Origin of the sequence: uncultured Jatrophihabitans sp. (genome assembly GCF_964251945.1) — a bacterium.
Lineage (GTDB): Bacteria > Actinomycetota > Actinomycetes > Mycobacteriales > Jatrophihabitantaceae > Jatrophihabitans.
Map to the genome: position 1 here is coordinate 152,568 of NZ_CAXULP010000003.1, position 17,882 is coordinate 170,449.

Here is a 17,882-nt window from a genome sequence, read left to right on the forward strand (position 1 = left end):
TCCATGCTTGTCACCGAGCAGGCTTGCGAATGGCCAGCTTGCCGGCCCGCCCCGTGGCCCATGACATCGACGAATGGAGGCCATCCACCGGCGGACTGCTCACCACCGACCCGGCAACAGCCCTCCTAGCCAAGATCACCTCGAAGATCAAACACTACGCTATGTCCAAGGACTTGACCGCCGACAGCGGCCGCGGTTGCGGCTTCTGAATCAAACTCCGTCCACTAGCTAGCTCCAGACGAAGGCGACCCCGCTGCGTGGGAATGCCCAGCCGTCGAATTCGACCGTGACAACCTTCTCCGGCACTGACGTTGCACTTCGAGCCACGCGCACAGGCTCGCTGCCGGCGATGAAGTCGAGCACGTTGACGTGCTCGATCGTGGTGCTGCCGTAGTCGAGTTCGACACTCAATCCTCGCGTGGGCTGGTCGACGCGGAGTTGCAATAGATGCTCGTGGACCGCGACCAGCGTTCGGGTCGTGTACGCGATCGTGACGCGCTCGGCGCTCGTCATGGCCTCTTGACCGAGGCTGACGCTGTAGCTCTGACTGCCCTTTTTCGTCGTCCGGCGAATCGCCCGCGCCTGGCCGTCGACCGTGAAGTCGAGAAGTTCGAAGGTTTGCCGATCCTCGGCGGCTAGCCCGGTGCGTGGTCCCACGTACCAGGCGGAGTTTGCCGCTGACTCCTGCTTGATGTCGCGGAATTCGGCGATGTCCGAGACGCAGGTGAAGCGCCTGGTCTGGTACTGGGGATGAAGCGCCGCCTCCCACCGGATGGTGGCGACGAACAGCGCGGCACGGCCTTTGGCCGTGCCCCTACCTGCAGGTAGGGGCGACAAATGGACGGAGATCCGGGCGTCGTGCAACCGCTCCGGTACGCCGACGGCTTGCTGCCGGACGTTCTGGTAGATGTCCTTCGCGAAGCCGGCGTCGCCGAGGCGCAGCGCCAGGCCGTTGGTGACGATCTGGTCGAGCACCTCGGGTGTGGCGACGCGGGCGAGATCCTCCGGTTCGAATGCAAAGCCGCCAATTACGGCGTCACGCATTGCGGGTGCCGACTCGGCCAGGACGCGCTTGAGGCGTTCGGTGTCACGGACTTCGCTGTCTTGACCATCGACGTATTGCCACGCCACGCCGAGCAGGCCGGTAGTGAACATGCCAGAACCGATGTCGCTGAGCGGCCAATCCGCGAACCAGCGCCAGCCGTCGGTGTGCTGGATCCAGTGGCCGAAAATCAACAGGCCGAGTCCGACGAACAGCAGCAACGTTGCAAGCAGGAGGAGCTTGGCGCGGTACAGGCGGTGAAGCGGGTCGTGCATAACTAGCTATAAGTATACCAATTCACTAGACATTGCCCTAGTGCTTCTGAATGCAGAACACCGCCGCGCCAGGCAAGGCTCGGCGGCGTTCTTAGGTGAGCGCGACCTACCGGCTGGCAGGCATGATGCGCGCGATGGCTCGATAGAGCCGGTGCCGCAGTCCCGTCTGACCGATCAGTCCGTCGTTGCTGAATCCGCCGCCGCCACCACTCATGGCACTTCTCCCGTCCCCGGTGCCCCGGCGGTGGTCCGCCGAGCGCGCTGCCGATTTTCGCATGTATACATGCGCATGCTCAAGTAAGGATGACCTCAGGGTTGGGGGATGGCAACCGGCGCGCCCCGCAACGGGTGGGAGCGCTACGCCAGAGACCTCGGCGTCCGCCTGCACCGGCTCCGAACCGCCAAGGGATTGAGTCAGGAACGTGTCGCCGCCGCTGCCGACATCTCGGCCTACACCTATCGCAAGCTCGAGAAGGGCGAGTCGAACCCTGGCACACCGGCGAACCCGCGGTTGAAGACGCTGGTCGCGCTGGCCGAGGTGTTGGACGTTGAGGTGCCCGACCTGTTGCCCCGGTCGAAGCCGGGCGTAGCGATCGGGCGGTAGCTGCCCGAAAGGCACTACCCGCTGGGCGGCCCCGACTACGCTGAGTTCGTGAGTGAGAGCGTTGAGAACGAAAGCGATGTGTCGCCCAGAGGCAATGCCTGGGTTATTGTGTTCGCTGATGACGGCCGCCGAATGGCAATGCTCATTAGTAGCGACGGGCGGATGATTCTGAAGCAAGATGGCAAGCCATATAAGAGTATCTCGCTCGATGGCATAAGCTACTACGCTGGGCCTTAGTTCGGCGGCAGCACGATCGGATGCCCGTTTCGATAGCGCATCTTCGCGAACTGGGTAGGGCTGCCACCGAGAACGTGTCGCACCATGTCCATTGCGCCGGCTGGGAAAGCCTCGCCGAATACGATTCCGCTCAAGCAGCTTCGAATGTCTATGTAAATATCGGCCGAACTGCCGTCGAGCAGCACCCATCGATACTCGAATTCGGCGGCCCAGTCACGTGATTTCCAGAAGTACAGTGGCCCGTGGAATTGGCGTTGGTGATCGGCGAACACGGCCGACTCACCGTATTCGTCTATCGATTTTGCCGAAACCGTATAAGCAAGAGTTTCGGTCTCAGGCATGTCCTCGTATGAGACGCCCATATGGTAAATAGTCTCTTGACCGCTCGATGCTTTAATCACGGCCCTGTCCAATTCGACCACGTCAAGCATGAGGCACACTCCCGTGTGCCCACGTGCGTACCTGTCCCACATGCTCGGATGGGCGTACCCCCTCCCGTACAAGTGATTGACGCGCTCAGGGGCAAGGCTCGGATCGTCACGGGTCACACAGAGCAGCTTTGCATTGGATTTCATGAAGGCAGTAAAACGATCACTTACGCCAAGAACGTCCCAATCCTTGCTCATGAGTTCATCGGGCACCATGAGCGTGCACGCCCATTCACGGCTCTCGCGCGGATCGTTGAGATTTTCGAACCTCGACATGCGCAGAGAAAGCGACGGAAGAATGTGCGTCAAGAATGCCTCGGACGACGTGTAGTGACAAACGTACTTATGGGCATCGGCGTCAGTGAACACCATGACAGTCTGACGTACGCACATCCAGGGGCGTTGTCTGCGCGCCGGCCATCAGCAGGCGACATACGACAGCCGCCCCGGAGTGAATGCGCGACCTCGTACGCGTGCCTTCGCGATCGTGACGCTGTCCCAGGCCATCCGCAGAAGCGCGCGACGCCCATCGGGCGTCTCGCCTGCCCATCGATCAACCACGAATTCGTGGTCGCGCAGCTGATCGGTGTCGCATGGTGGCTGCCCAGCCAGCGCGACGCTTAGCGTCTCGATCCGTTCCCTCAGCCGAACGCTCACCTGGCGGTGGCGTCGCTCGTCCAGCGTTCCGTGGACGTATCTCGCGGCATCAGCGTCGTCGAGTCGCGCCGTCAGTTCCGCGATCTGCGTGGTGAGTTCGCCAGAGCCGTTCCGTGAGGGCCTGTCCGCTGTCGCAAGCCAGCGGGAGGCTACGGCTCGTCGGAGCCGTTCGCCCTCCGGACCGGAGCTCGCCACTAGATTGATCCATGCCGCGGTGACGTGCCGGTCCACCACTCCGACGGCGGCGTTGGCCGGCTCGCCGCACACCACGTTCCCCTCGCGGTCCAAGACTCGACGGCGGTACCCGCCGTACGTGACGAGCGCGTGCCCGCAGCCGCCACATCTGCCCATGCCTCGGAGCAGCAGGGCGTAGGCCGGCCGGCGCGGACCTGTGCCACGCGGGTGGCGCTGTTGACGAGTGAGCAAGGCCGCTTGCGCAGCCAGCTGGGTTGCCCGGCTGACGATTGGCTTTGCACCAGCCGTCAGACACGAAACGGCTTCGCCCGTCTCTCGGTCCCGGTAGATGTCGGGGATGCCGGCAGCATGCAGGCCCTTCTCGTTGACGTGCCGCACCGGCGTGAACCCGGCGTAGGCGGGGCTGCGCAACGCTTCCGATAGCGCGGAGTCCCGCCACAGGCCGCCATGGGAGCTCCGAAAGCCCTGCGCGTTGAGGTGTCGAGCGATGGACACCAAGCTGGAGCCATCAATGATCATCTGAAAGGTCTCGCGGACGGCGGAGGCCGTCGGCTCGACCGGGCACAATCTGCGGTCCGGGGCAATCGCGTAGCCGAATGGCGGCTTGCCGCTGAGCCACTCGCCGCGGGCCCGCTGCGCTTCCTTGGCGGACTTGATCCGTACGCCCATGGTTTCGCTCTCCGCCCGGGCGAACTCCGAAAGCAGCGCGATGATCATGCGCGCCTGCGGCTGCGTCGTGTCCAGCCCGTCCATGACGGACACCAACCGACCGCTGGCCTGCTCGAATCGATCAAGCACTTGCCCTACCTGGCCGATGCCACGACGCGACAGCCGATCGAGCTTCCACACCACCAACGTCGACACCTCACCGGTCACCACCGCGGCGAGGGCTGCCTCGAAGCCATCACGGTGCGCCGTCGTACTGAAACCGCTTACGCCGCGGTCAACATGGACGCGCCGCACCGTCAGGTCGTGCTCAAGACACCAGCGCCGGCACTCTGCCTCCTGCCGCTCGATGGCGGTTGCCCGCTCGTGGTCGATGGACAATCTGAGGTAGAGATCTGCGTTTGTGGCCATGCAGATATTAGGCCTCGCTACCTCTAGAATGCGCGAAGGAGCGAGGCGATTTAATTTCCTACCAGGAGCGCGCAGCATGACAGAATTGCCAGGTCGCATCGGTGAGTGGGACGTCCTCGGCGAACTCGGTGTTGGCGACTTCGCGAGAGTGTATGACGTGACCCGCGATGACGTGGCCGGAGCGCTAAAACAATGCACTGCTGCTGACGCGGATAAGCGTGAGCGCTTCCGAATTGAGCTGGACGCGCTCGGCCAATTGAGCCATGAGGCAATCCCGGGCATCATCGACGCCGACGCAGACGCGCCGTTGCCATACTTTGTAATGACGAAAGCGCCTGGCCGCTCACTCCTGTCCCTGATTGAAGATTGGAAAGAACTGGGACGAGTATTCGGGGAGGTAGAGGCGCTTGTCTATATTCGTCAGATACTTGACGCACTCCGTTACATGCACAGCCTGAGTATGGTCCATCGGGACATCAAAGATGCGAACGTAATTATTGACACCGAGTCGTCGACCGCGACGCTAATTGACTTTGGGTTCTGTAAGCGGTCGGGAACACGAGATATTCGACTTGCCGACTCATTCTGGCGCGCCGGGGCGGCCCGCTTCGCCCCGCCCGCGAAACTGCACGACCCCGCGCTCGCGGTCGCGCTTCATGACGTCTTCGCAGTGGGAGTTCTTGGTTACCGAATGCTGACGGGCATGTTTCCATGGGCGGTTGAGTCAGAAGGGTCCGCAACATCGGTTCGTGACTCAATGGAAAACGACCAATTGGTGCCTGCGTCGACGGTGAACTCGCAAGTGTCACCCGCGACCTCTCGCTTCCTTACTCGGCTCCTGACGATCGACGACGACAGCCGGCCAACATCGCAGGACGCCGTGGTTGAAGCTGACGAAATACTGGCGCTACTACGTGGCTCTCCGAAGGTGTCTACGCCGGACCGCAAGTCGGGCCTGATCTTTAAAGATGTGATACGCGACGACCTCTACGGCGACGTGAGGCTCACGGATCTAGAATTCCAGGTTCTCAATACACGAGAAATGCAGCGACTACGTTACATCAAGCAGCTTGGCATGACCAATATTGTTTACCCTGGGGCCGACCACACGCGATTCTCTCATTCGATAGGTACGTTAGATCGTGTCGAAACCATGATGCGCGCGATCGAGGATCAGACCGGCGTAAAGATCGAATTAGATACCAGACGAGTTGCCCGGTTATACGCGCTGACGCACGATGTCGCCCACATTCCGATGGGTCACACAATCGAGGACGAACTTGGTATTCTCGTCCGACATGACGAGAATCTGCAGCGATTTATAAACCTCGTCGACTGTTCCGTCTCCGAGCTCGGCAAGATTCTTGGCCTGTCGGATGTCGGGCGCGCAGTTATATCAATCCTGAATCCATCGACGCCGGATCCTGCCGACGACGTCGTGTATCAAGCTGTTAGTGGAGTGGTGGGCGCTGATGTTGTCGATTACATCAATCGAGACTCAGTGCGGTGCGGCCTCGATCACCGAGTAGACACCGCCCTCTTCCGCCAGTTGCGGCTTCACGAACGCGCTCGTCAGGGCGAGCGTCGACTCGTCTACCAAACATCGGGGAAATTTGGTATGCGCGTCGACCGAAAGTTTGCCGTAGAGATGTTGCTAGCCGAGCGGTACGCCCTATTCTTGAAGGTCTATACACACAGCACGAAGATTGCCGCAGACGCTGTCTTAGGAAAGGCTCTTACGGAGATGAGCTCCCCGCGGGGTAGAGCGATCTCAGACGACACGTTCACCGCCCTAGGCGACGAGGGCCTCCTTGCCCTGCTCGAGTCCTCGAGAAAGCCCTACGTGAAAGAGCTCGGGAGGCGGCTCCGCTATCGGGCACTCCCGACTGCGGTGTATCGGGCGCTTCTTCTAGCGGACCACGAGCGGACGGAACGCGGCTACCAGGACATGGGGGCTACCTTGGAAAACAAGGGGTTCTTCGGGGTGCAGGGCCGCGCTGCGATCGAAACTGAACTTGGCCGGCGGTCTGGTGTTGACCGGAACCGGCTCTTTTTCTACTGTCCGCGAAAGGCCCCCGGCTACCGTCGTGCGGAACACTGGGAAGAAGAGAGGATGGGTCTAGAGCCTCCCATTCGACGCGAACCTGACCATGGCTCGGAGTTCGCGGCCCGTCATCTCGGCCTGTGGGAGGCTTGGGTGTTTGTCGCAGAACCGACGCGAGAAGAGTGGAAATCGGTCGCATCTGCGAGTGCCGAATTCTTGGGGTTTCCGAATGTGGTTAGGCAGAATCGCCGCATTAGCATTGCCGCACCGTTATACTAAGCGCATAATTGTTTTCGATCATGATAACGCATGGGCTTGTAGCAATAGGAGGGCACGGTGCCCGGCTTGGACTGTCCGGACCGGCAAAGTCAGAGTTAATCGTTGCCGGTCGTCCGGCTTTATTCTGGACTCTTCTGGCGATGCGGCGTGCGGGAGTGCGACACATAGTGCTTGCAGGTGAGTCTGTACCGCGACTTCAATTCGGTCTACAGATTGCTAAGGAGGTCGGATTCGTCGCGCCCGACGTCACATTGCACATGGATCAGGGTAAGGGGGTCTGCGGATTGGCATATTGGGCTGCAGATGCAGTGTCAGACCGGTTCATTTTTGATGCTGGACACAGCATGCTGCCGACGGTCATCTATCGGGAGATGCTGTCGACACGATTTGAGTTCGTCGTGCTCGCGACTCAGCGACGTTCCAATCCGAGCCGCCCTAGCGTGCCAACGCGCGTGAGAGTTTCGTCAAGCTTGGATTGGAATCTGGCTGTCCGATCAGACGGACGAGATGTGGCGAGCCTTCCGTGGGTGCTTTCCAGTTGGGTGAGTAGGAAGATTCCGGCTATGGAATTTGATACCAAGCGCCTACTGGCATGGGCCGATGGAGAAGGCATTCTTCGAACCCGCGCTTATGATGTCTTTCCGGAATTTGACCATATCGGGGAGGCCCGTGCGTCTCGACGCCAGACCATATCGTACGTCTTGGCCAGAGGTGCCATCGGAGATGAGGACAAGTTTCTGTCGACTGTGTGATTCGGCGATCGGGCCGCGCGACTGGGGCACAGCTAGGGCAGTGAACTGTTTTTCACCTCCTGAAGAGCCGCGATGAATGTTTCTAATCTGGTTTGATCGGGAGCGCGACTCGTCATCAGGCGTACTCCCCGATGCCACCAATCTATCGATACTTTGTCGCCCAGGATGTCTGCATTCCGTTGGGCCTCGAGACTCAACCCTATCTCGTCGCTTAGCGCCGAGTCATACGTGTCGCCGTCAATCGCCCAGTACAGAGAGTACAGAGGAGTCCGCAGGTACTCGTTTACGACTTCGAGCCACCGGTTTAGATCGTTTCCAATATTCGGCGACGTGTGACCGCCTGCCGGTTTCCAACGCAGTCTAGACAAGGGCCTCCGCCACTCAAGCACCAGCTTCTCGTAATGTCCTAGGTGGGCCGCCAACAGGTAGTACACCGAAGTGGCGCAGTCGCCGATTTCCTCCGGGTTCCGTAACCACCGAGCCCAGTGCGGGGAAATACCGTCGTGATCCGTGACAAGAAGTTGATGGTGCATCATCAGTGAAGTATGTTGGGAATTGTAGGCCTGGTGCCTTCGTGTTCGGACTGAATTGGCGGCGCTGATCAGCGAGACAGCGATTGCGATAATCGACAGAATCATCGACACAGTTCCTCCGAATTACCAAGATAGTCATCGCGGCATGGTCTAGTTTAGTCAGCGTTGCCATTGTAGAAAGTGAATCCATCACTAACGAGTTCGAGCCAGCGCGGCTATCAGCGGCTTGCGACAACCGCCGGCTAGATGGCTCTCTCTCGACTCAGTCGTGCATGTCGATCCTGAGGGGGTGCTCGCGGCACATCAGGTCCCAGTGCGCGGTGGTGGGCGGCCTAGGTCCGGGGCAGGCCGAGCCGATCCGATCGGGACAACTTTCGAGCCTAGGGTCGTGGCCTCTTGAGCTTGGAACGAAGCAGTAATACGCGGCGCGCAATCACGACTGCGGGTCGCGCAAACGTGAGCGGTACTTGTCGTCGACCGGGCGTCTGAACAAGCCGGTGTCGGACTGGTGGGTCGTGTACTGACCGGTGTTGTCGGGGTCGCTCATCCGGCTAGCGTTGCGCACGTGCGTGCGAATAGCCACGGCGCGGATCGTCAGATCGCGGACGCCTGGATCCGTTCAAGGAGCGCCCGGCTGTCCACGCCGCGGCCGTTGTAGCGGGGCGCTCGTGTCACGCGGTCAAGGTCGGCCCGGAGAATGAGAAAACTGCCCCCGAGCCGATCAGTGTTCGGCAGCAGTCCCTGCCGCAGCCAGTTGTGGACGGTGTGTTCGCTGACGTCGGCATATTGCCAAGCCTCACGAGTCGAGAACCACTCACGCTCGCCGAGCGGCTGCTCGAGGATGGCGAGGCGTTCTGGAACCGGTAGCGGGGCCGGCACGTCCACGCCGAGCGCGGGTCCAGAGGCTCGACGAGCAAAGTTCACTCGCTTCGACGCCGCGTGGCGTTTCAGCCCGACGACGGCTGCCAGCTCCGTAACCGTCCACCCGCCGTTGACCGCGGCCAACATCAAGCGGGAGGTCGCAGCTATCGCCCGGGACCGCTGCGCTTCGTTGACGGCCGCCTGCTCGACTCGCCGAGTGGCTCGTAGGGCAACGGCCAGCTCGTTTGGAAGCCGAGGTGGATGCACTTGGTGATCGTGCCGCAAGGTGACTCGACGCGCTGGACCAGACCGGCCTACTTCTGTTTCGGTAGTTTGGCAGGCCCACGTGTATAGCGATCGATCTGCGGGATGCGTGCGCCGATTGAAGCGTCGGGCGGACAAATGCCGAGGCCGAGACCGATTTGCGTGCCGAAGGTGACGCTCGCCGCGCCGATCGAGATCGATCCTATCGTTTGAGTAGGTAAGACAATTGGCTGATCTTTCGCTATCACCCACTGAACCCCGTTGAGACGGAACGTGCCGCGTTCGAGCCGAACCTTATTCGCCGACACGTCAAACACGAGTTCAACCAAGATTTTGCCGGGTGCTTCGCGGATTGTCAGCGTATTTCCTTTCAGTTGGACGTCGTAGGCTGCCGCTGACATCAAGATCTCATTGCGCGCAATGATTAGTTGAGGAAAGTCAAATACGTCGTTCATTCGCAGGCTGATCAGCGCCTGTCCCGCCTCGCGCTCGACAAGAATCAGGGCCGCGCCGTCGATCATGAACGGTACGAAATATTCAGCGCCGGCGGGGGCGCGAAATTCCTGACCCGATATCACGAAGGTCGGCGACTCCTCGCCGTAGTGCAATAGGTACGGAGTCGTCACACCCGTTCGCAGGTTCCACGGGTCGTCGTTCGCGGCGCGAACGGCCTCGCGGGACAACAGTCCGTTCGTCTTTTCCTGGTGATGCGAAGGGCACAACAGGGTCAAATTTGATTCTTCGTGCGTCAGCACGACGCTGTAGTCCTCAATATGGTCTATATGTACGAGCGGGATGCCGCAGATAACGCAGCCGAATCCGCAGCGCTGGCGTATAGCACGCTTCAGCTCCTCGGGGATCGCCCGACGCGACTCGGTCATCTGCTATTCCGCCTCACATACGCCGTTCGACGCCAGCGGCCGTGTGACAACTGCGACAGACTGGCGTGAGCCGCTTGATGGGTAGCCGCGCCAAATTCCGGAAAGCAGATCGAAACTACCGGCACTTCTGCGGCTTGCAGTTGGTGCGACCGCACTTGGCGTTGTCCTCGGGACGCCATACGCCGGCCGGCGGCTCCCCGAACGCCAGCTCGTAGCGCGTCAGTGTCAGCTCGTACGCGTCACTGAGGTCGGCGGCGTCCTGTTCGCCGCGCATGCCGAAGTACGGGAAGTGGTGCAGGAAGAAGCCGAACACCTTCTCGCAGTCCGGCCCGTAGGCGAACGTGTCGAGGATGTGGGCGTGCCACACCTCGTCGACCATCCCGCAGGGCACGACCGCCATCTCCGGGTACATCAGGTGCAGCGCTAGGAACCGGCGGTATTCACGCTCGGCCCGATCGAGCTGGTCGAAGGACCAGCCCTTGCCTTCGTTCGGGTCGGCCAGCTTCATCCGAATCATGGACAGGTCGACCTGGTCGAGCCGCCGCATGGCGTCAGCCGCCGACATGCTGGCGGCATCGGTTGCGAGCTGAGTCATTGATGTCCTGCTCTCCGCGCCGAGGCGCATCTGGCAAGTCGGAGAGCCCGCTACCGGCGCACTGGGCGCGTCCGGTAGCTTCCGAGTGCCTACCAAGCAGCTCGAAGCCCATCAGACCTGCGGGTTCCCACCCGGCAATCCCTGGTGGGTTTCTTGCTGTTCAGAGGATAGGCCGGACCGCCGACAGAATCGGCGCGTTACGGTCGCGGTCAAGGTCAGACCCGTGCCGCGACGGCCCTAGCCGACGGCCAGAAACTGGCCGACGCGCCGGTGCAGAGCAAGTAGTACGGTGTCATCGTCCTGGCTGTCGCCGATGGCATTCGTCGGTGCGACCTCGAGCGCCAACCGGCTGAGCGTCGGTGAGTCGGTCGCGATGATCAAGTCGACGTCGATCGGCGTCGGACCGCCGCTGGCAGGCGGCTCGTCGTCCACATCGAACACGTAGATCCAGCTCGGCACCGGTATGGACGACGCATCGACCATCTCGCCGGGCGCGGCCAGCTGATGCGTGCCGTCGCCCATGTTGACGATCTGCGGGTTGCCGAGGAACGGCAGCCAGCTGTCCCAGACAGGGCGGGGCAGCGCCAGGATGCACCCCGCCGAAGACGAGCGCTTAGTGATCTGAAACTTAAACATGACCTGGTAGAAGGTCCGCTTGAAGACGTTGCTGATGTTGGGCCCCTCGACCCGGCGACCCGGCCACTCAGGATGCGCGGCGATCTGCTCCGCGAAGTCGCTGCCGTGGAGGTCGAGCGCGCTGCGCAACGCCTCCACCGCATGCCGATAGGAGCCGTGCGTATCGGTGGTCTGCATCTCGATTACGCCGTAGCGGTCGAGGCGGACGGCATTCTCGGGCCCGTCGGGGTCAGCCACGACCTCAACAACGGTCGCATCGAACGACAGTTCAGGACTCGCTGGTGAGCGCGGCAGGCTGATCTCGCCGCCGAAGTACTGCTGGAACGTGATGAACTGCCTCGGAGCCGCCGGGTTTTGCACCGCTTCGACTAGGCGGTCGCGGACTGCTGGCACGGCAAGGTTGGTGACGGGGATGATGCCGACCTTGACGTCGGGCGCTATGCCGAAGAGTCGCTTGACCATCGTGTCCAGCAGGACGTCGTCCAGGGCGCGGTGCGGACAAACCAACCAATCTTGCCGCGGGCCGTTGCTGCCGGCGCTGATCGTGCAGACGCCTTTGCTGTTCTCGCTCTTGATGCACTGGGTGGTGCGCTCAGCAACACGCGAGAGGAATGGACAGGTCTGCGAGAGCTGATCCGCGCGGGCCTGTGCACCACTCGCCACGGCAGGGAACACGCGGTGACCGAACCATTCGGCGACGTGTGGCCGTAGAAGCTCACGCTGCTGAGCTGCGGCTACTCGCTCGGCCGCCTGATGCGCCGCACGTTCCTCGCGCTCGACCGCGCGCTGCGTCCCACGGGACGGTCCAGGGTCGCCGGGAACCGTCACGCCGCTGCGCGCTCCGCCAGCTCGCCGAACCGGCCAAGCATCGGGTTCGGGCGTCGCCGGAACGGGTCTAGGAGGCGCGCTCGGCCGTCCATTCCGCCGAGACAGGCGGCGACCTCGCCGGCGATAGCGCGAGCGAGCGGCACGGGGATTGCGTTGCCGACCTGGGTGTACTTGCTCGTGTTCGCTCCGGCGAACGAGAACCAGTCAGGAAAGCCCTGGATGCGGGCGGCTTCCCGGATGCTGATGGTGCGGTGTTGCTCCGGGTGGGTGTACTCGCCGGATTTTGGATCCCGGAACCGCGTGATGATCGAACGTGGGACGCCGTCCCAGGTCATACGCCGGTAGCGGCGGGTGTGGTCCTTGCGCAGCGCACGCTTCATGCTGCCCGGCAGCAGATCGAACGGGAGGTCCCGCCAGTCCTGACCGGGGTCCAGGTGCTGAAGCCGGGCGAGCGTGTCTCGGCCGAGCGCTGCTGAGTAGTGGTCGTGCAACTCGTGTCTGCTCATGGGGGTGCCACCGAGCAGCGTGCGAGCTTGCTGCTGGAACGGAAGCCGCGCCGGTCCGACGTAATAGTCCTCGACCTGGCCCGCGCTGATGGCCGGCAGGTCGCCGATGGCCTCACGGGTGTTGATCAAGCCCGCGTAGGCCTGCTCAGGGATGGTGACGTTTGAGACCAGCTCGCCGATACCCGCTGAACCGTGACTTGGCGTCGGAAATCCGAAGCCGTGGGGGATGTCGAGATCGCTGCGCCAAGCGATGATGACGAGTCGCCATCGCATCTGGGGTGCGCCGTATTGCGCCGCCAGTAGCTCGGCGCAGGCGGCGTGGTAGCCGAGGTCGGCTAGGCCCGAAAGGATGCCGGAGAGGTAGTGACCGTCCGCGAGCGTTACGAGGCCCGGCACATTCTCGATGACGACAGCGCGCGGTCGCATGACCTCGGCGACCCGGAGCACCTCGCGGAACAGTGAATTGCGCAGATCGGAGATTTGCCGCGGCCCGATCATGCTAAAGCCCTGGCACGGCGGCCCGGCGAACAGCAGGTCGAGGTCACCGACACCCACGCCGGCGGCGTCGAGAAGCTTCCCCGGAGCTAAGTCCCGGATGTCCGTCTGAAGGGTCCGGCCCGGCAGATGGCGGTGGTGGGTGAGGGCTGCGTCGCGGTCCATCTCGACCGCGAACCGAAGATCAAAACCGGCCTGGACAAGTCCGAGGCTGCCCCCGCCTGCGCCAGAGAAGAGGTCGATGGCCGTCATGGTCATCTTCCTGACACCACCAGCATCGCGGCCCCCTGTCGGTTGCTCGTCGCCTTTAAATTACAGCAGTGTGGTTTAGCAGCAGCCACCGACACTAGCCGGCGGCGCACCGGGCCCACAGACTGTCGGCGACTGTCGGCGCGCGGGCGACGAACAGCTCAACCTACACAGGGAACCGTTAGACCTGACAGCTCCGCGTCAAAGCACCTTCTCGGGCGGCTCAGGCGAAGCGCCGATCTTGAACAGAATCATCTGCCTCAAGGCGTAACGGGTTTGTCGCCTGGTAACTATGTCCGGGCCAAGCATGCAAATTCCTTGCCACTCTTTGTTCACTCGCCGATAGTCTATCTCGGCGAGCCGCTCGAGCAGATCCAAGCCTCCTCCCTGCGACATAAGTATTCGTCCGACGGTTCCGATGGCAAAAAAGAAGACGCTGTGGCCAGATACGTACTCCATGCGTAGCTCGGCCGGACGAAGTTGGTTATTTGCCACCTCTGACCACTGGGGAATGCAGCTACTGAGTCGATTCCAGTATTCGACCGCCACCTCTTCGTGTCGCTCTAGAGCGAGCTCTGAGGTCGATTCACTGACTTCCCCTAGCAGCTGCTGAAGGCTGTCGTAAAGCGCGGAGACAGTGATCAGCTTGGCAGAACGCACCGACAGAGAGATGGCTTCCTTTTCGACGCGCCCACGAAGAAGGGTCACGCGTTCGCTCACTGCGAGTGTGATCTGGTTCAACGGGTCGCGGTGGTCGTACATGATGTCGAGGGATCGCGACGTTTTCTGAACGGTGCGGTTGAGATCCGAGAACATCTGCTGATTGCGCTCAAGAGTCTCCCCGGGGAACAGGACCACGCTGACTTGCTGTGACCCGAGCGTGGGATCTTCTCGCAGCGCGGTCGCGATGGCTGCGCGCCGGTGCTGACCGTCGTTTATGAGGAGTTCTGCGTCTAGATCTAGATGCAGCATTCCCATGTCGGGATTGTCCTTGTCGGGCGTGAATGTAGCCGAGTCTTCCGGGTAAGAAGCAGTGAGGCTTGAGAACAGCCACTCGTCCTCATGGCTCAAGATATATCGAGCGATGTCGGGCACGCGGCGCGCGTTGAGTTGCCGCTGCGCACGCGCCTCCGGCGGCAAATTCGAGCTTTCCGGAGCCGGCAGCAAGCGTGGCACCACTGAGAGCGGCAGGACTATCACGAAATAGTCCCGTGTACCCATACGTCCGCGCAACGCCGGAAAAGTTAACCCGCCTCTGCGCCCAGGACCCGTAGCCATCTAGAAAACTTCCTGCTAGTTGTTGTGTCCGACATTGGAGGCCTGTCCCGTACGTGGGGACGCTCCTCCAATGTCGGCCAATACCGCGTACAATCGCGTTGTGTCACGAAGCGGGTAGTCGCGGTGACTGCTGGAGCCTCTTACCTGGAGTCGCATCAGCAGTTCCGCGTACTACCCGGCGGTACGTAAGTACTCTAGCATATGTACGTACGTACTTTGATAACGATCGCGTAACGACTGTGGATCCGCGCGGTCAGTGCGGCTACCGGGCAGTCCCTCGATGAATCGGATGCCGCCCGTCGGAGCGCCCGGTGGCCAACGCCCGGGAGCCTCGCGCCGCACGCTCCGACGACATCGAATCAGCCCCGATTGCCTCACCGGCGGCGTGCACGTCGACGTCGAGGGCTGCTCGCGTCCAGCGCACCTCGACTGGCAGACGAAGTCATCGTGATCGAGCGCGACGCCCCCTTGCTACTGCGGTCAGTCCAGCTCATATCGCTTACGCTTGCGTAGTTATGTACTACATAGCTACATTGGCGTAAAATGAGAGTCAAACAAGTGGAGGACCGGCAAGTGGACGAGATCGTCAGACCAATCAAAATAGTTATTTCAGGAAAACTGTCTTACGAGGACGAGATAACGCTGAACCAGGCGGCCCAAATCATCGCCTTCATCGACTCATCTACTGGCGGAAACGCCGGCATGATGCCGGCCGCGGCGACGCGGCTCGCTCCGGCTCAGATCGCCAACCCACGGGGCGCGGCTGCCGCCAACCCACGAGAAGCACTTGAAGCCGCCGGCGCCCGAACCAATCCTGAGAAGATATTGACTTTCGCCGGCTCGATCCTGGACGAAGGCAAGGACACGTTCACCCTTGATGACATCCGCCCGCTGTTTCGTCGCGCCCGGGAGGCAACTCCAAAGAATCTCAACCGCGACTTCGACGTCGTCGTCCGTAACGGCTGGGCGGACGAGGCGGACATCAGCGGCGAGTACTACATCACCGCAAAGGGCGCTGCGGCGCTCAAGGAGGGTTTCACCAAGTCGAAGTCAGCTCGCAAGCCCAATAGCAGCCCCAAAAGTGGCGGCACGCGGCGACCGCGGAAGCCTGCCGAGGTTCCAGAGGCCTTCAAGGATGTCGACCCGATACCGTCATCGCTCGATGGCATCCCGGACTTCGTCAGGTTGACCGGTCGTAAGGACCAGTTCCTGTGGGTCTTGAAGCTTGCCAAGACGCTTGGTCTCGATGGTCTCACTAACCGTGAGGTCGTCTGGATTACCGACTACCTCGGCGCGGGGATCGCTACGAACAACGTCAATAGTGCCTTCACGACCGCCCGGCGGTCAAACCACGTTAACAGGTCTACGCAGACTGGCAAGATTCGTATCACGCCTCAAGGCGAGCAAGCACTGGCAGCCTTAGCTGCGCCGAAAGCTGAGTCGTGAAGACCGACGACGTCGTCACCAGCCTGGCTCAGGCCATTGACTCCGTGCTAGCGCAGCAACTCATCGACGAAGCCGTCTCCATCGAAGAGACCTTTTCGCTTCGCAAGTGGAAGTACACCGAGCTGGACGGCGGACGGTTCGCAGAGGTAGCCGCCCGCATCGTCTACGCCAGCGACTCGCAGAACCTTTCACTGAAGAAAGGGGTCGACGACTGTCTCAAGTACGTGGACAACAACCAGGTCTCCCACAGCTACCCCGAGCCGCAGGGTGCCATCCACTTGGCCAAGGTCATCCGTGCGATCTATAAGCTGCGCAGCCAGCGCGGCGCGGTGCATGTGTCACCCACCTACACTGCTAATGAACTCGACTCTCGCTTCATTCTGGAGTCCGTGCGGTGGGTGCTTGCCGAAATCCTCCGTGTTTTCGGCTCGTTCAAGCCGGATGACTTAGCCGAGCTCGTCCGCAGTCTGTCTCGATTTCCTCAGCCGCTCATGCGCATCTATGGCGAAACGGCACTACTGCAGTCGACGACTTTCACGAATGAGGAGGAGGTCCTGGCGCATCTCCTATTCGCCGATGGCGGCCTGCAGTCACGCGACTTGTGTGCGGTAATTCCGAAAGCGCCGAGTGGTGTGCGCACGGCGATCGCGAAACTGGCCAGCGGCGAAGTACGCGAGATAGTGAAGCGAGGCGACAAGTACCTCATTACCGACCTCGGAATCGCGCGCGTCGAGCAAAAGATTGCACAAGAGCGCTAAGGCTTATCTAACGCTTCTGTCCCACCAGCCCCGCCCGCTTCAGCACATGCCAATGTTGCTCAGGCTCGACTAGTACCCGGTGACGACGTAGTGCCGGAAAAGGGCTAGTTCGGCGGCGGACTCGATGTTGCCGGCACGGAGGCGGTAGCCGATGACGTCGATCCGCACGGTGGCTGCCGCGCCATCGACGGCGCTCGCTGGGTCCTCAACCACTCGGCCGCCGAGCGCCCAGATCCAGTTCGGCCAGCGGTCTTGGCTGGTCGTCTTGGAAAGCCAGTCACAGAGCCGGGCTTGCGGCACTTGACTCTCCCTACCGGGTGCATTCGAGGCGTGGAGCGTACCGCCAAGGAGTCAAACTCGCAGTCCTGCGCGTGTGGAGTAAGGCTCCGTGACCGGCCTAAGGGGCCAGTCGCTTGATTTGGCCGGCCCTAAACACTCCAGCGCTCTGCAGCGGGCAGTGAGGTTGCGCTAGCTACAACTTGCGCCCGACACGGTCGCCGCTACGAAGAGTCGAACCTGCTGGTCTTGACCGTTTGCCTCGAATCGACAGCGTGCTACGAGTCCGACTTGGAGCCGACAGGCGTCGGTGCGAGTAGTCCAACAACTCCGGAAACGACGGCCGCAGCAAGAGCCCATGCGGCCGATACATCCGGATGGGTAATGGCCGTGACGGCGCTGTTGCCTGCGCCAGTAGTCGTCTTCAGGTCGATTGAGTAGCTCCGCAGGATCAAAAGCAGCGCACCAATTAGGGCCAGGCCGAGAATGCCGAATATTCCGACCCAGATACGTCGCTTCGTCGTTGCGTCAACGATCGTTAGCGGCGTGTCATTCATGGCTGGAACCTGCTCCGCGTGGAGAGACCGCTGCTGTTCCTTGGGCAGAGTCTTGAACTTCGCCAACAGCTCGGCTTGCAACTGTTTTGCTTCTTCTTCGTCCATGTCCCCGCTCCCCGTTTTGTGATC

16 protein-coding genes are annotated in these 17,882 nt (G+C 61.5%); 5 read left to right on the forward strand and 11 right to left on the reverse strand.

All coding sequences use genetic code 11. The features are described from left to right. Positions 1–29 precede the first annotated feature (29 nt). Positions 30–209, forward strand: coding sequence for a hypothetical protein (locus ACFFBG_RS08200; RefSeq protein ID WP_375477521.1), 180 nt, complete (start codon positions 30–32; stop codon positions 207–209). 19 nt (positions 210–228) lie between these two features. Here the strand turns inward: ACFFBG_RS08200 and ACFFBG_RS08205 are convergent, their stop codons facing one another. Then, positions 229–1,317, reverse strand: a complete 1,089-nt coding sequence (locus ACFFBG_RS08205; protein ID WP_375477523.1) for a hypothetical protein — start codon at positions 1,315–1,317, stop codon at positions 229–231. A gap of 322 nt (positions 1,318–1,639) precedes the next feature. Here ACFFBG_RS08205 and ACFFBG_RS08210 point away from each other — a divergent pair, with 322 nt between their 5' ends. Next, positions 1,640–1,921: a helix-turn-helix domain-containing protein gene (locus ACFFBG_RS08210; RefSeq protein ID WP_375477525.1), complete on the forward strand. Its 282-nt coding sequence runs from the start codon at positions 1,640–1,642 to the stop codon at positions 1,919–1,921. Positions 1,922–2,154: 233 nt separating this feature from the next. Here the strand turns inward: ACFFBG_RS08210 and ACFFBG_RS08215 are convergent, their stop codons facing one another. Next, positions 2,155–2,955 carry a DUF2971 domain-containing protein gene (locus ACFFBG_RS08215; protein WP_375477527.1) on the reverse strand — a complete coding sequence of 267 codons (801 nt, stop codon included), beginning with the start codon at positions 2,953–2,955 and terminating at the stop codon, positions 2,155–2,157. A 51-nt stretch (positions 2,956–3,006) separates the two neighbouring features. Further along, positions 3,007–4,515 (reverse strand): recombinase family protein, encoded by a 1,509-nt coding sequence (locus tag ACFFBG_RS08220; protein WP_375477529.1) that lies wholly within the window; start codon positions 4,513–4,515, stop codon positions 3,007–3,009. 76 nt (positions 4,516–4,591) lie between these two features. On the opposite strand from ACFFBG_RS08220, the gene ACFFBG_RS08225 reads away from it, so the two are divergent. Further along, complete coding sequence (locus tag ACFFBG_RS08225) at positions 4,592–6,838, forward strand: protein kinase (protein ID WP_375477531.1); 2,247 nt, start codon at positions 4,592–4,594, stop codon at positions 6,836–6,838. 1,879 nt (positions 6,839–8,717) lie between these two features. On the opposite strand, the gene ACFFBG_RS08230 is transcribed toward ACFFBG_RS08225, so the two are convergent. From ACFFBG_RS08230 to ACFFBG_RS08255, 6 genes are all read right to left on the reverse strand, one after another. After that, positions 8,718–9,131, reverse strand: a complete 414-nt coding sequence (locus ACFFBG_RS08230) for a helix-turn-helix domain-containing protein (protein ID WP_375477533.1) — start codon at positions 9,129–9,131, stop codon at positions 8,718–8,720. Positions 9,132–9,298: 167 nt separating this feature from the next. Next, positions 9,299–10,129 carry an HNH endonuclease gene (locus ACFFBG_RS08235; RefSeq protein WP_375477535.1) on the reverse strand — a complete coding sequence of 277 codons (831 nt, stop codon included), beginning with the start codon at positions 10,127–10,129 and terminating at the stop codon, positions 9,299–9,301. Positions 10,130–10,244: 115 nt separating this feature from the next. Then, the gene (locus ACFFBG_RS08240) at positions 10,245–10,724 is read right to left on the reverse strand and encodes a glycine-rich domain-containing protein (RefSeq protein WP_375477537.1); all 480 of its coding nucleotides are present in this window, start codon (positions 10,722–10,724) and stop codon (positions 10,245–10,247) included. Positions 10,725–10,961: 237 nt separating this feature from the next. Beyond that, complete coding sequence (locus ACFFBG_RS08245; RefSeq protein ID WP_375477539.1) at positions 10,962–12,188, reverse strand: hypothetical protein; 1,227 nt, start codon at positions 12,186–12,188, stop codon at positions 10,962–10,964. Beyond that, complete coding sequence (locus tag ACFFBG_RS08250; RefSeq protein WP_375477541.1) at positions 12,185–13,441, reverse strand: DNA cytosine methyltransferase; 1,257 nt, start codon at positions 13,439–13,441, stop codon at positions 12,185–12,187. The genes ACFFBG_RS08245 and ACFFBG_RS08250 overlap by 4 nt, the downstream gene beginning before the upstream one ends. A 198-nt stretch (positions 13,442–13,639) precedes the next feature. Continuing rightward, the gene (locus ACFFBG_RS08255; RefSeq protein WP_375477543.1) at positions 13,640–14,716 is read right to left on the reverse strand and encodes a DNA sulfur modification protein DndB; all 1,077 of its coding nucleotides are present in this window, start codon (positions 14,714–14,716) and stop codon (positions 13,640–13,642) included. 573 nt (positions 14,717–15,289) lie between these two features. Here ACFFBG_RS08255 and ACFFBG_RS08260 point away from each other — a divergent pair. After that, entirely contained in the window at positions 15,290–16,162 is an 873-nt protein-coding gene (locus ACFFBG_RS08260) for a hypothetical protein (protein WP_375477544.1), read from the forward strand. Further along, positions 16,159–16,920 carry a hypothetical protein gene (locus ACFFBG_RS08265; protein WP_375477546.1) on the forward strand — a complete coding sequence of 254 codons (762 nt, stop codon included), beginning with the start codon at positions 16,159–16,161 and terminating at the stop codon, positions 16,918–16,920. Before ACFFBG_RS08260 ends, ACFFBG_RS08265 begins: the two co-directional genes overlap by 4 nt. 69 nt (positions 16,921–16,989) lie before the next feature. Here ACFFBG_RS08265 and ACFFBG_RS08270 read toward each other — a convergent pair whose 3' ends face one another. Beyond that, a complete protein-coding gene (locus ACFFBG_RS08270; protein WP_375477548.1) occupies positions 16,990–17,220 on the reverse strand; it encodes a hypothetical protein in 231 nt (76 codons plus the stop codon). A gap of 254 nt (positions 17,221–17,474) precedes the next feature. After that, on the reverse strand, positions 17,475–17,858 hold the full coding sequence (locus tag ACFFBG_RS08275) for a hypothetical protein (protein WP_375477550.1): 384 nt from the start codon (positions 17,856–17,858) through the stop codon (positions 17,475–17,477). Positions 17,859–17,882 lie beyond the last annotated feature (24 nt).

Bases quoted from the DNA above. Each gene is read 5' to 3' on its own strand.
- ACFFBG_RS08255 (WP_375477543.1), bottom strand. From the start codon at position 14,716: ATGGCTACGGGTCCTGGGCGCAGAGGCGGGTTAACTTTTCCGGCGTTG.
- ACFFBG_RS08240 (WP_375477537.1), bottom strand. From the start codon at position 10,724: ATGACTCAGCTCGCAACCGATGCCGCCAGCATGTCGGCGGCTGACGCC.
- ACFFBG_RS08225 (WP_375477531.1), top strand. From the start codon at position 4,592: ATGACAGAATTGCCAGGTCGCATCGGTGAGTGGGACGTCCTCGGCGAA.
- ACFFBG_RS08235 (WP_375477535.1), bottom strand. From the start codon at position 10,129: ATGACCGAGTCGCGTCGGGCGATCCCCGAGGAGCTGAAGCGTGCTATA.
- ACFFBG_RS08230 (WP_375477533.1), bottom strand. From the start codon at position 9,131: ATGTTGGCCGCGGTCAACGGCGGGTGGACGGTTACGGAGCTGGCAGCC.
- ACFFBG_RS08220 (WP_375477529.1), bottom strand. From the start codon at position 4,515: ATGGCCACAAACGCAGATCTCTACCTCAGATTGTCCATCGACCACGAG.
- ACFFBG_RS08205 (WP_375477523.1), bottom strand. From the start codon at position 1,317: ATGCACGACCCGCTTCACCGCCTGTACCGCGCCAAGCTCCTCCTGCTT.
- ACFFBG_RS08210 (WP_375477525.1), top strand. From the start codon at position 1,640: ATGGCAACCGGCGCGCCCCGCAACGGGTGGGAGCGCTACGCCAGAGAC.
- ACFFBG_RS08250 (WP_375477541.1), bottom strand. From the start codon at position 13,441: ATGACGGCCATCGACCTCTTCTCTGGCGCAGGCGGGGGCAGCCTCGGA.
- ACFFBG_RS08200 (WP_375477521.1), top strand. From the start codon at position 30: ATGGCCAGCTTGCCGGCCCGCCCCGTGGCCCATGACATCGACGAATGG.
- ACFFBG_RS08275 (WP_375477550.1), bottom strand. From the start codon at position 17,858: ATGGACGAAGAAGAAGCAAAACAGTTGCAAGCCGAGCTGTTGGCGAAG.